We start from the raw sequence: 13,606 nt of genomic DNA on the forward strand, positions 1-13,606 counted from the left end.
ATAATCTATTCTTATAAAAATTATAGCTAGTAAGCATAAAAAAGCCTATATCAATAGTAATTCCTTTGATATAGGCTTTATATTTTATGTCCAAATAACTACTTCTTATTAGCCATTTGGTTAACTATCTCTTTTAGAAGTGCTTTGCGTTTAACAGCTGCTTCCTGTTCTTTCTTCTTCTTTTTATCTATTTTATCCTTGACAGCCTTTCTATTCGCAGGTGTATTTCTTCCCATTGTTATCTGTATTAGTATATACTCTAGTGCAAAGTTATCATACTCCTATCAATCAGCATTACTTCCATCAGTAATAATTATGACTTAATTAAAAATCTTTTTCTATAGGATTACTACTTAAGATTAGTTTCTGTTTCATCCCTGCTGGATATTGATCTATATTTTTTGCATTTCCTGGATTTAACTCTATCAGTAAATCTACAGCTGTTTTATTATAAAAAACCTTATCTGCTTTCTTAGCTTGTTTTTTAGACACCTCTTCATAATTAGCTAATCCGTCTAAAGCATCCTTAGCTAATTTTATATTTTGGCTATTAGTAAACTCAAAAGTATACTCTCCTGCCGCATCCCATGCCTTAACTACAAAACCAGGTAGATTATTAAACTTATAAGGACCATTTAAGGCAGGAATGTCTGTTGTAAATAAAGCATACCACACACGTCCACCGTAGCTTGTTGTTGCCTCTTGTACCTTATATTCTTCCCATTGAGTTACTTCAGGAGCAGTTGTCCATTTGATACTATTTTTATCCTCTTTGTAATAATACTTTTGTCTACTTTGTTCAAGATAAAACTTATTTTCATCAGCATTACTATATACAGACCAAGCAAAACCAGATTTAAACTGCTTTAGTTTATTCATTATATCCATTCTAGACAATGATTTATCTGTCTTCGAGGTTGCCATAAACTCACTTCGCTGTAGGCTTCCATAATCAGTAAAGCGAGAATTACTTTGATTAATATCTAGAATAGCTACCCCTTCCGTTATCTGATTTGTTTTTTGAGGGTCCTTTACGATTTTTGTGCTATAAAAGAATCTACTGACAGCAATAGAATCATTAGATTCTTGTGCCAAAGTGTTGCCTACCAATGCTAAGGTTAAAATAAGACAAAGTTTTTTCATGATAAATATTTAGTTTTTTAAGTGTTTGTTACTAGACTAGTAAACATATAAAAAAACTTCTAATTACCTCCTGAATATTTAATATTGATTTTATTGCCTTGATAACAATCTAGCACTAATCTCCTTTTATCATTAAGAAATAGACTGTTAATAATCAATAAACTCCCCTAAAATACAAACGAGGATAAGCTTTACTTATCCTCGTTTTGAGTTATATTATTCTATCCCAAACTGTCCCTTAGAATAAACTCTTGCTTTACCAGCTACGATTACTCTTTCGGCTTTATTCTCACAGTATAACTCACCACCTCTTTCTGATATTTGCTTTGCAAAAAGTATATGCTTGCCTAATCGTGATGACCAGAATGGAATAAGAGAACAATGTGCTGATCCAGTTACAGGATCCTCAAGAATAGTAGACTGAGGTGTGAAATATCTAGAAACAAAATCACTCTCTACCCCTGTTGATGTTACTACCACTCCTCCTGGGTCTAGGTTGATTAAATCTAATACAGATTGATTCACTTTAATATTCTTTATCTCTTCCTCTGACTCATAGACTAAGATATAATCTCTAGATTTAAAAACTTCTTTAGGCTGTATATTAAGTGATTTAGCGATAACATCAGGTAATGCTGAAGCCTCTGGCATTCTTGAAGGAAAATCCATATAGTACATCCCATCCTTAACCTCTACGATTAGCTCACCACTCTTGGTATCAAATACAATTCTGTCCTTTGGATAGTTTAATATACTTGATAGACAGTGCGCTGTAGCCAATGTAGCATGACCACATAAGTCCATTTCTATCTCAGGAGTAAACCATCTCAAATGAATACTATCTCCGTTATCAATAAAGAATGCTGTCTCTGCAACCGCATTCTCTCTTGTTATTTTAAATAATACCTCGTCAGGTAACCAACTTTTTAAGGGTACAACACAAGCTGGGTTTCCATGAAAAATATGTTCTGTAAAGGCATCTATTTGATATAATTCTAATGTCATTATCTACTTTTTAAAATATTATATTGTTTCTATAAATTGTACGTAAGGAATTACACTGTTTTTGATGGTTTCTACTGAGCTATCCTGCTCTATACCATAGTATGCATAGAATCCTTGATAGTCAGCCTTAATGTAATTAAAGGTTACTTCAAAAGGGGCTAACAGTTGTTCTAAAGTATATTTATACTTTCCATCTGCACTATATTCCTTCTCATCAATCCCAGCTGTTATAGCTAATCCTATTTTCTTATTACTCATCTTATACCCACTCTGGCTACCATAAGCCCAGCCATAAGTCAGTACCTCATCTAACCACGTTTTAAACAAAGGAGGACAATTAAACCAGTAAAAGGGAAATTGAAATACAATATGGTCATAGGATTCTATCAATTCCTGTTCTTTTTGAATATCAAGTATTCCGTCAGGATATTCACTGTGTAAATTATGAATAAAGTATCGTTCAGGAGATTGTTCTAACTCCTTTAACCATAACTTATTTACAATAGATTCTCCAAAATTAGGATGGATTAAGATCACTAATGTACGCATCATTTCTTAGCATTAATCGTTATTACTACTGCAAAAATAGGGAGTTCAAACAGCTTTTTGTACCTTAGCGCCCAATTGTTAGATACTATCAAAAAAGTAAGTATGACCAAAATTAAGGAGACTTCTACTCACTTCGAAAACAAAAAAGCCCTTGAAAATGAATGTAATGAGGTATATGCCACAAGTATAATTGGAGGGCAATGGACGATGGCTATTTGTTGTTATTTACTTGAAGGGAAGATGCGTTTTGGAGAGATTAAAAAGGTATTACCAAATATTACAGAAAGAGTGCTTACTCTTCAACTACGCAAATTAGAAGAGAATAAGGTTATTATCCGCACTATATATCCAGAAGTTCCGCCACGAGTAGAATACGAACTTACACCTATAGGTCTAAAACTAGCTCCCATCATTAAAGCTCTAGGCAAATGGGGAGCTGAGCATAAAAACCTTGAAGAAGAAACTAAACAAGCGTAACAAAGTTATTTCTCTTGTCTAGATTCTATCTCTTTTCTAATATTTTTAGCAGTAGTGAATAAGTTTATCACAATTGGCAAAAGTGCAAAAGGAACAGCTATTAAAGCATTGAAGCCTTTTGTCAAAGCTCTATATCCCAAGAACACCAAGAGAACAAGAAGCATCCCTACCAATAAACCAGCTAATACTTTTGACTGTTTTTCTTTTTGTTTTAATTCTTCAATACTATAATTTGTATAATCTGCCTTATTCATCTTTTTTAGTATTTAATATCTTATCTAGCTAATAAGTAGTTCAATATAATAATTTGTTACACTCTTTTTTAAGTATTCAATTAAAATAACTATCTATAAAAGAATATTCCAACCAATAAAAAACACTAAATAAAAACTTTATATAACAATCTATAAAAAACTACAAGTCAATAACTAACATATTATTTACCGATAAACTTAGAATCACTTAAAGTAGACATAAAAGCAATTAAAGCTTCTTTCTCTTCTTCACTAAGTGCGATACGGTTGTTTGCCTCTTTGAAAATAGGGTCTAAGTTATCTGCATCTAATACTCCTGTATCAAAGTAATCCAACACCTCTTTTAAAGAGCTAAACTGCCCAAAGCTTCCATAAGGTGCAGTATATTCAATATTTCGAAGAGAAGGTACCCTAAAACTCATATAGTCTTTTAAATTACCCGTTACCCTAGCTCTCCCCGCTTCATTACTATCGAGATTGATAGGAAAACCAATATTTCTAAAACTTTGATCTGTAAAAAGTGCTCCACTATGGCAGCTACTGCACTTCTGAGTAAATACCCTATATCCATAAGCCTCTTGACTAGTAAATTCCTCTTGTCCTAGCTGAACACGATCGTACTTACTATCAGCAGAGATCAGCGTATACTCATACTGAGCGATACTTTTATATATTCTCTCTGGAGTCATAGACTCATCTCCATAAGCTTTTTTAAACAGCTTTTTATACTCTATATCAGTTCCTATTTTATCTAGTACTTCTACGATAGAAGAGTTCATTTCTTCATGTGTAATAATAGGCACGATAGGTTGATTCTCTAATTGAAGTTTACTACCATCCCAATTGTAATATTTCATAAAGAGTAAGTTCTGAATAGGAGGCGCATTGCGAAGCCCTACCCTTCCTTCTATACCTATCGCTTGAGCGTGATGATCTGCATAAGCAGATTCTTGTATATGACAGCTAGAACAGGAGATTGTATTATCCTTGCTCAACCTTGGATCTGTAAACAGTTTTTCTCCTAATTCAACTCCATACTTTGTAGGTTTATTTTTTAAAGCAGCGGAGTTCCACTCTGGAAAACTAGTAGGAATTCCTAACTCTATCTCTGGATTGTCAATCACAATATCTTCATACTCATCCTTATTACAAGAGATTAAGCACAGTAGAAGTAATAGTACACTTATTTTTGTTGTTGTTTTCATTTGTAATAGCAATTATATAAAACCCTTTAGAAGACAAAGAGCTGTTATGTAGATAACAGCTCTTCTATACTTGTACTTCTTATTTTACACTGATAATAGAGAACATTCCAGTAACATCACTCGTTCCATTTCCTCCTAAATTATCTACAAACTTCACCATCTGTACTGCTGTATGAATATTAGGTGTAGCATTATCATTTGGCCCTTTACCTGTACTTAATTTAATTGTATTCGATTTCCCTGTTAATAGTTTATCAAAGTCAGCTTTAATCTTAATCGTTGGCGCAGAACTTCCCACCACTGCATGCGTTGGTAAGTTTAAGACTACCTCTCTATACGCATCTACACCTTGTATTAGTTCACCATTATCTCCATCATCTAGAGTACTTCCTGTGTGTATAGACATCTGCTTTTTATCAGCATCATAGAATCCTTCTATCTTAGTAAAACGATATCCTGTTCCCCATTCCCACATCATCTCAGTATCATTAGCTCCAGCGTTAGCATAAAAAACAGGAAACTTAATTTGATCAAGAACATTTAGATCACTGCGTACACCTAGACCAAATTTGATTTGTTTATACTCTCCTCTAGGGATATTAGTTAATAAGTAATTTAATGTCTCTGTCTTCGCTTGGTTAACAACAGTTGCTCCTTTATCTAAATCATTCACATGATAAGGAATCTCTTTTCCATCATTTTTAATTAGACGAATATTACTAATCACATATTTTAATTCAGAAAATTGATGTTCTTGCCCCTCTGCAGATTTATTAACAGTAGCAGAAGAAGAACTAGCATCACCTAGAACAATTACTTTATCCTTGAATGTATTTGTAAACTCTAAAGTCACATTATTAGCAACAGCGTTACTATCATCATTAGAACAAGAAACAACAGCTAATGAAGCTGCAAATAGTAAAAAGCTCTTTGTTAAATTTTTCATTTGTCTTATTTATTAGGTTTTATTTTTAAAAGTTTATTTTTAGAGACGTGAATACATTACGTCCCATCCTAGGGATATTACCCCAATCTGCATAAGTACTATAGTACTCATTAAGTAAATTCTCTGCTCCTACTTGAAACACTGTTTTAAAGTTTTTGATATAAAAAGTGTAATCAACTGAAGCATTCCAAATCGTGTATGATGGAGTCAAACTCTCTCCGTATTCTGGACTAAAATCTCGTTGTTTCGCATCACCATTGATAGAAGTCTGTATACTAAAATCTCTGAATAGATAGTGTAAAGACGTCTGATAACTAAATGGTCTAATGAAAGGCAAGTTTCCCTTCTCGTTATCTTGACCTCTAGCATACGTCACACCACCTTTCCAATGCAAATCATCCATAATATGATAGTCTGCATTAAGAGCGAAGTTAAACAGCGTAGCATAGTCTAAAGAGGTATATCCTTTTACCCCAACTGATTGATAATTCATCGGACTACCTAAGCTCAATATTCTTCCGATAACATAATTCTTGATATAGAAGTAATTTACCTTAGCTTGTAGTGAGAACTTATCTCCTTTATACCCAACGCTTGCATTTAACTCATTAGAAATCTCATTTTTTAAATTAGGATTTCCGATGTAATCATAGCGATCATAACTATTGTAGATATAATATCCATAAGCTTCCGACACAGAAGGCGCTCTATGCCCATATCCTACACCAACAGAGAAATTAAATCGATTAATATCCATTTCATAACTAGTGTGTAGACTTGGTAAGAACCTTGTCTTCTCTTGTGGGCTTCCTGGATGAAAAATCCAGTTAAACTCTATATACTTTGAGTAATTATAGTTTATTCCTGCTGACCCTCCGAAATTCAGTCTATGATCATCAGAGAACTCTATCGTATTATTCAATGATACCCCTGCATAAGTCGTCGTTACCCATGGCCAACTATACGCAAACATTGTTTGTTTAGAGCGATCCTGTGGGTACATACGCATTTCTGCAATCGAGAGATTATTATAAGCGTTCAATTGTAATTCAGAAGAATACTTTCCACTTTTAAAGTTTGCTTTAGACAGTAACCCGTAAGTAGTACTCCAGCCTGGCATATCCATATGCACCAAATTCTCTGGACGTGTAGTATCATCCATATAATGCTCTATCGCATTAAAATAAGCCTTGGTATCCCAAACACGTATAAATTTGTCCTCAAATAGCTGTTTATAGGATACAGAAGTAATCAATGCACGAGAAAGCCATAAGTCCATTGGTAAAGCAGGGAAACCAACATCTTTAGCAACGTCAAAAATAACATCTGCTCGCAATGAAGATAAACCACCTGTCTTATAAGCCAATCCTAAAGCTGTATTAAATTTTTTGTACTGTGAGTGCTTTACTTCATCGTTATTTCCATCTTTATAATTACTAGCTTCCCGATAAGCAATACTAGCGTCACCAGCTAGTTTTTCACTTGAGAACGAGACATTACCTAGATTAAAGAACTGTTTATTATTAAACTCAAAACCACTTTGATAAGCACCTGTCCATACCTGTCCTATCCCAAAGGCTGTAGTTTTTCGTTTAAGATCAATACTCCCAGCCACAGTAGCTCCGTGCATTCCTCCTTCTTGACCAGATTTAATATCTATAGTAGATAGATTATTACTCTCTACATAAGAAGTAACAGGGTCCATCTTATCTGTACATGCACCAAAAATATGCATCCCATCAATAGTCAAGGTAGAGCGTTCTGTACTCATATTATTCAGCATAGGCTCCCATGCATAAGCCCCTCTTTTGATAAAACTTATTTGTTCTGAAGAAGCCAAAAACTCATCGACAGACACAGCCATTTTCATCTCTGTCTCTATTCTCTTCTTTGCTTGAACTAGCATAGAGATTTCGTCTAATACAGTAGGTATACTATCTTGTAGGCCTTTATTATCTTGTGCTACACTCGCTGTTGTAACCCCTAAGATTAATATGGTAATAAAAGGTTTCATAATAATTAAAATAAAGTATCTATATGTAGTTCACTTTTCTTGCCTTCTACACCTGGTGTAAAGTCACTAGGTACAGTAGTTCCCTTTAGAATACGACCATGTTGGTTTAGCATAATAAAGTTCAATGTCCAGTTACCTGTCATTGTATAGTTCACTACACCATAATAGAACTTATCCTCACGTTGTACTAGATCTTTATTATTAGGAGAAGAGTGATTTCCCATCGAAGGCTCAGGCATTCTAGGATCTAGTAATAAGGTATAATTATCAACTACCGTATAAGCATCTTTTAAACTACTGTTTTCAGCATTAAGTTTATATATCCCGGCTACAAGTTCATTTTCTGCTACCTTTGGTTTTATAGGTGCTACTAATGCTATAATATAATCCTCCTTGTCAATCCCTCTAAAAGAAGTCATATTCAGATTCTTATTGTTTTGCTTTTCAACGAAAACAAGCTGACTCGCTGTTACACTTTGATTCTTATCCTTAAATGTAATCTCCACTTTCCAGTCTCCTTGAGTATTCTCTTGCGTAAAAACAGAAAAACCTTTATAGACTTTCTCTCCTTTATCATACACCAGATCATATAGATTAGGGCATGACTCTATCTTCCCTTCTGCAGTAGTATAGATAGGTAAGAATGTTACTTTTGCATTCTCTACGACTTGCTTTGTAGTTACATCAGTGATTTTCAATCTTACTTCATTATACCCTTTGTACAGATGTCCATTAAGGGCTTCTAGGCTTATTGTATAGTTGTCTTTTTGGATTGAGACCACTTCCTTAAATTCATTATGCTCAGGATTCGTAATATTACTTTCTGATTCATAATCTGTTTTATCAATAGTACAAGCTGTAGTAAACAGAAACAGTACTACTATCCACGTTAAGATTCTCATTGTTACATAAAAGTGTGTACATGACTAGGCGAATCTGTATGATTCTCTTTTATAGATCGAATCATACACTTGATCTTTTAATCCAAAATCAGTGTACAGCATTAAGGACATCATCAAGTGTATTGACAATATCATCGGTTAAACTATTTTACTTATTTTACCCCAAAAGCATATAGTAGATGCTTGCCATCATAGAGATATAGACAGCGTATTTCTAAGTAGATATAGAAACTCTCCTATAAAATCACTTAGCACCATGCAGTACATACTACAAAAGATACAACTGATTATACTGGCGTATACAGATCAGTGTACTATACCAATATCTGATCCACTATACATGAAACGGGATATGATTACTTACTATCTAGACCAACAATCACGTTAGATATAGAAACAAATAATCTACTAAAAGTCAATAGTTTATTAGACAGGAGGTCTAAAAAGGAAATCGTTGAAAGTATAAGTATATACACTATCAAGGCTAAAGAACGCCTTAAACGTATAATTCTTAAATAAATGAATAGATGTGTTATTTACAATATCTTGAAAATAAACCAGCTGTATTTCTGCTGAAGCAAAATTGCTTTTGTTTTTATCTTTACCTGTATCAGAAGCATTAGCCATCTCTTTAGATAGATGACACATTCCATTACATTCTAACTCTGGCTTATCTCTGTTCACACAAAGTTCATCCTTGATATAATCATATAGCACCACATATTCAACAACCGGAAGTACTGGTTTGAATAACATGAATAGGGATAATATGACGATTGCAAATTTCACGAGTACAAAATTCAGACTATTTTTTCAATCTACAAAATCTAGGATTGTTTATGTAAATCAATAGCCTAAAAATGTAAATAGAAGTCCCCTATTTTCGGAGGAATAAGGTATGCTTCTATTTCACCTACTGCATAGATATCCAAAATATAAATGAACTGAATACCATCTCGATTCTAATTAAAACAGAATAAAATTAGATATATTTGAAGTTAAATAGATTCTTGTGATAATTTAGTCTACTATAGCTATAAGAGGTTAATAATCTATTTTCCTTGCACTTTCTAGGAGTTTGCTTGCAGTTTCCTTGGGGTTTCCTTGCCTAGAAGGCTGTTTTGTCGAAGAAACCTGCAAGAATACCCCTAGCAATCCTCAAGCAAAGCAATAGAAAACCTTTTAATATTAGTACTAACTTATCACTAAACTATATTACCTTATTTAATATATTATAAATATGATAGACACACCATTTAACATAAAAGTCTCTAACCTTCATTGGTTAAACAATATAGATGATGAGTCTGATCTATGTGCACATGGAGATGTATTCCTTAAGATTGGAGATGAAGTAATATCTAACGACCTTACCCAAGGGGTTACTGTCTCTGCTACTGCTCTTTATCTATTAAGAAGTCTAACCGAAGACCTAAATGAGTCTAATCATGATAGCCAGCTGATACCATGCTGTGGTTTTTTAATGTATTTTGATGAACAGGAACGCCTTGTTATAGGGGGATGTCCTACTGGAATAGATTGGACTATAGAACATCTACCACATCATAAAGTAAGGCATATATCTGAAAATGGAACGGAAGCTATAATAGATAAAAATGAATACCAAAAGATAGTCTATACTTTCGTAGATGAAATCGAAAACTTCTATAAAAACAGTAGTCCTAAAAAGCTTCCAACTAATAATCTAGAAAAAGATACTTACTTAGCATTATGGAAAGAATGGCGAAAATTAAGAGATAATATATAAAACCACATTACACTAAACAGACACCCCTCCATTGATAGAAATCTATGGAGGGGTGTCTATAATAACTTATGGAGGTATATATTGTCCCTTATTTCTTTTCTTTCTCTCCTTTATAATTATAAGTACCGTCACTTAAGCCCATCATTCTCTTACCAAAATTACTTGATGAAGAGTAACTTCTATTCACAAACTTAGATACTTTCTCATTTTTTAAATTAATTAAACCTAAAGCATCATTTAAGTATACAGGCGCTATTCCATAAGAAAAAGGTCCTTTAACATCATCATACATAAATGGAATAACAGTCTTATTATGTATATCTACAAAGCCCCACTTCTCATTCTGCTTGACAGCAAATAATAAATCACTTGGCAATAAATCAGTCATATCGTCAAAAGCATGTACATCATCATACTGAATAGGTATAACAATCTTTCCTTCTGTATTCATAAAACCAAATTTATTATTCTTCTCTACAACGAAATATCCTTTTTCAGCAGTGCTAACTTTATCTACGTTAGCGATTTTCTGTGGTGCTAGGGTGTTCTTATTTAGTAGATAATATGAAGCATTCGATTCGATTAAAGTAAAATTATACTTATTATTCATCTCATAGTTATCTACCTTCATGATCTTTTTATTCGTTGGATCTACTAATTCCCATGGAGATTCATCATCCTCTTTTATGGCTATAAAATTATTGACTAAGTTCTCCACTTTATAATAAGTAAGGGGTTGCATCTCTAATTTGTCATTCAAATAAAAGTATTGTCTGTTTGTTCTAAAATAACAATCATTAATAAAAGTATAAGTCCCTGAAAATTCTGTTACTAATTTTAGATCTTTATTGTATATCAATGTTTTATCATCTTTATAGACTATAAAGCGAGCACTAGGCATATTATTATTCAATGTCATGGTTATATCTCTTTGATAAGTTTCACTCCCCTTATAAAGAACTATTTTATCTATAGGCTCTCCAAACTCATAATATAGATAAGTAACCTGCTCTGATTTTTTATAATCAGTTGATAATTGCTTCTCTAATGCGTCCATTTTAGCTCCTATATCCTTTTTGAATTGAGAATGTTCCATATTGATATTCTCTTCAGAAAGTACTAGAATCTCTCCAATTTTCTTTATACATAGCTGTAAAAAAAGATCAAACTGATCTGGATGTATACCAGATCGTTGAAATCTATAGCTCTTTACACGTCTTTTATCTTTTAAGATTGCTTGAATATCATCAAACTCTAATTGATTAGAGGAAGTCTTAAGCAGTACACTTTTATCTGATACTTCCACTACCTCTATATCTACTCCATCATATTTCACTTTTTGATGAACTGCAGCAGGAAGTACGATACTATCTAGTTTTTTCATGGTAGAAAAAGGAATCCTAATATCTATCTTATCTACAGCCTTAGTAAGTCCTAGCTCAGTAGTGAAATGTGTATTCACATCCTTCTTCACCTCCATATTCTGTGTTGTACCATCGTGATAATACACCTTTTCTACATAGACAGGAGCCTTGATATCATCTAGAGACCTATAGATCGCAGGGTCTTTTATAAGTTGTATTGTAACAACGTCTTCTGCTATAAAATCTATAAACTGAATATTAGCCTGGATTAATAGATCGATATTAGCATCATACTCCTGTTGATTAAAAGCTAGTTTTAAGGGAGCGACTACAGTAGGTTTACTTGGTTTATCATTGCTTTTGCTAAATAATCTTACAAACCGATTAAGGTCTTCTAAATCACTTTTAAGTAAATCAATATACTCTTGATTAGTAGTAGTAGCGTTATACTTTTTTATATCAACTTGTGCTGTTGTTACCTGCGTAATCAAAAAAAGTATACATATATTTAGGTATGTTTTCATCGGATAATTTTTAATTCGTCTGTATTCTGATCTATGTAGAACATAAAGGATATATTCTCTATATAACTTAGACCAACTGCTTTTAAATACGAAGTTTTATCTAGCGCTTCTAAGTAAGCTAATTTTCCATCATTACTTATGTGCAGTTTGGTTTGTTGTGCGGTTACAACCTTAAAAGGCTTTTCTACTAGATGTTCTAAATCTTCATAGTCTTGATAGGATTTTTGTTCAGTACTATTATAGTTATACGTATATTTCTCTAAGAAAGAATCATATACTAGTTGGGTAATCTGATTAAGATTCTTATCTAATATCAGGGCTGCGTACGCTGCATAGAACTGTTTTATTCGTTCTTCTAAATTCTTTTCTTTACGAAGATCTTTTCCCTTAGACCACCCTGTTAGTTTATAATCAACAGGGGCTGTGAGTTGATGATTAAATCGAATGTCTTTCTTTGTATAGTCTTCTGTACCAAGATAATGAGAATACCTTGTTCCATCATCACTCACAATCGTATCTGTAACATAAGCTTCATTATTAAACACATCAACTGTTTTTATAATATCCCCCTTAGCATTTACATATTCAAGAACCATTTTAGCATAAGATTTTTTGGGAATCTTAGTCATGATATTACCTTTATCATCTATACCAGGCGTAATAATGAAAGACAAATCAATAGATGCCTCTGGATTGAGGATATATTTATTAAGAGTAACCGTTTCATAATGTGAATACCTATCTTTCTTATTTTTAGATAATATAGGAATACCATCTGCAAAAACAGCAGGAACAACATTATAACACTCTACTTGCAATAGACAAATAAGCCCTTCTTTATTTATCATTAATTCATCTGACAAATTAGCAATAGGATTATCAAATACTTTTGAGAAATTGATTTGTATTCTTCCTTTGGTATCCTCAGTTACTTCAGCTTTCGTTTTTGCTTTTACAGTAAACTCAATAGTAAAGCCACGAGTAGCAACCTCATAAATAAGCTCATTATAGCTTTCATCCACTGTTAAGTTATTTGGGTATGTTTTTTCTAAATAGTCGATTAATTTAGTAGTTGTATTTTTAACTGAAGTATCAATAGAACACATCAGATGATCTTCATAAAAATATACATCCTCTAGAGGTATATTATTCCACTGCCCTTTATCATTAGACTTAAAATACCTATTCTTATGATCAAAAAGTATTCGTTTCATACAGTTTCTTATAACTATCCAATGTTGTAATCTTATCTAGTATAACGGGTGACTGAGCCATTATAAAAGAAGGAAAAAGGAAGATGAATAGCAATAATATTGATTTAATAGAAGTATTGAAAATATTCATTTCTTTAATTTGTTAATGAAGACACTAATTTAAGAATAACATTAACATTACTACTATAATTATTAATACTTTCGCATCGATTATAGTACCTTATAATAGGTGCTTTATTAA

The 13,606-nt window shown here is 32.8% G+C and carries 14 protein-coding genes; 2 read left to right on the forward strand and 12 right to left on the reverse strand.

Going from position 1 to position 13,606, the window contains the following annotated elements; all coding sequences use genetic code 11:
- Positions 1-98: 98 nt before the first annotated feature.
- From E0Z07_RS18070 to E0Z07_RS14220, 4 genes are all read right to left on the reverse strand, one after another.
- On the reverse strand, positions 99-236 hold the full coding sequence (locus E0Z07_RS18070) for a hypothetical protein (RefSeq protein ID WP_006260146.1): 138 nt from the start codon (positions 234-236) through the stop codon (positions 99-101).
- A gap of 88 nt (positions 237-324) precedes the next feature.
- A complete protein-coding gene (locus E0Z07_RS14210; RefSeq protein ID WP_006261302.1) occupies positions 325-1,143 on the reverse strand; it encodes a GLPGLI family protein in 819 nt (272 codons plus the stop codon).
- A 216-nt stretch (positions 1,144-1,359) separates the two neighbouring features.
- Complete coding sequence (locus E0Z07_RS14215; protein WP_006260144.1) at positions 1,360-2,148, reverse strand: PhzF family phenazine biosynthesis protein; 789 nt, start codon at positions 2,146-2,148, stop codon at positions 1,360-1,362.
- An 18-nt stretch (positions 2,149-2,166) separates the two neighbouring features.
- Entirely contained in the window at positions 2,167-2,697 is a 531-nt protein-coding gene (locus tag E0Z07_RS14220; RefSeq protein ID WP_131541094.1) for an NAD(P)H-dependent oxidoreductase, read from the reverse strand.
- Between the two features lie 102 nt (positions 2,698-2,799).
- Here E0Z07_RS14220 and E0Z07_RS14225 point away from each other — a divergent pair, with 102 nt between their 5' ends.
- Positions 2,800-3,174: a winged helix-turn-helix transcriptional regulator gene (locus tag E0Z07_RS14225; RefSeq protein ID WP_016649346.1), complete on the forward strand. Its 375-nt coding sequence runs from the start codon at positions 2,800-2,802 to the stop codon at positions 3,172-3,174.
- Positions 3,175-3,179: 5 nt separating this feature from the next.
- On the opposite strand, the gene E0Z07_RS14230 is transcribed toward E0Z07_RS14225, so the two are convergent.
- The 6 genes from E0Z07_RS14230 to E0Z07_RS14255 form a co-directional block, all read right to left on the reverse strand.
- Positions 3,180-3,428: a hypothetical protein gene (locus E0Z07_RS14230; protein WP_006260141.1), complete on the reverse strand. Its 249-nt coding sequence runs from the start codon at positions 3,426-3,428 to the stop codon at positions 3,180-3,182.
- Between the two features lie 182 nt (positions 3,429-3,610).
- Positions 3,611-4,633 (reverse strand): cytochrome-c peroxidase, encoded by a 1,023-nt coding sequence (locus E0Z07_RS14235; protein WP_131540862.1) that lies wholly within the window; start codon positions 4,631-4,633, stop codon positions 3,611-3,613.
- 79 nt (positions 4,634-4,712) lie between these two features.
- Positions 4,713-5,579 carry an MbnP family protein gene (locus E0Z07_RS14240; protein ID WP_006260139.1) on the reverse strand — a complete coding sequence of 289 codons (867 nt, stop codon included), beginning with the start codon at positions 5,577-5,579 and terminating at the stop codon, positions 4,713-4,715.
- Positions 5,580-5,604: 25 nt separating this feature from the next.
- Complete coding sequence (locus E0Z07_RS14245) at positions 5,605-7,593, reverse strand: TonB-dependent receptor domain-containing protein (protein ID WP_006261307.1); 1,989 nt, start codon at positions 7,591-7,593, stop codon at positions 5,605-5,607.
- Between the two features lie 5 nt (positions 7,594-7,598).
- On the reverse strand, positions 7,599-8,495 hold the full coding sequence (locus E0Z07_RS14250) for a hypothetical protein (RefSeq protein WP_131540863.1): 897 nt from the start codon (positions 8,493-8,495) through the stop codon (positions 7,599-7,601).
- Positions 8,496-8,921: 426 nt separating this feature from the next.
- Entirely contained in the window at positions 8,922-9,251 is a 330-nt protein-coding gene (locus tag E0Z07_RS14255) for a hypothetical protein (protein ID WP_131540864.1), read from the reverse strand.
- A gap of 484 nt (positions 9,252-9,735) precedes the next feature.
- On the opposite strand from E0Z07_RS14255, the gene E0Z07_RS14260 reads away from it, so the two are divergent.
- Complete coding sequence (locus tag E0Z07_RS14260) at positions 9,736-10,263, forward strand: hypothetical protein (protein ID WP_006260134.1); 528 nt, start codon at positions 9,736-9,738, stop codon at positions 10,261-10,263.
- An 88-nt stretch (positions 10,264-10,351) separates the two neighbouring features.
- On the opposite strand, the gene E0Z07_RS14265 is transcribed toward E0Z07_RS14260, so the two are convergent.
- On the reverse strand, positions 10,352-12,151 hold the full coding sequence (locus E0Z07_RS14265; protein ID WP_131540865.1) for a WG repeat-containing protein: 1,800 nt from the start codon (positions 12,149-12,151) through the stop codon (positions 10,352-10,354).
- Positions 12,148-13,365, reverse strand: coding sequence for a hypothetical protein (locus E0Z07_RS14270; RefSeq protein ID WP_006260130.1), 1,218 nt, complete (start codon positions 13,363-13,365; stop codon positions 12,148-12,150). Before E0Z07_RS14270 ends, E0Z07_RS14265 begins: the two co-directional genes overlap by 4 nt.
- Between the last annotated feature and the right edge of the window lie 241 nt (positions 13,366-13,606).

The organism is Myroides odoratimimus (genome assembly GCF_004337635.1).
Lineage (GTDB): Bacteria > Bacteroidota > Bacteroidia > Flavobacteriales > Flavobacteriaceae > Flavobacterium > Flavobacterium odoratimimum.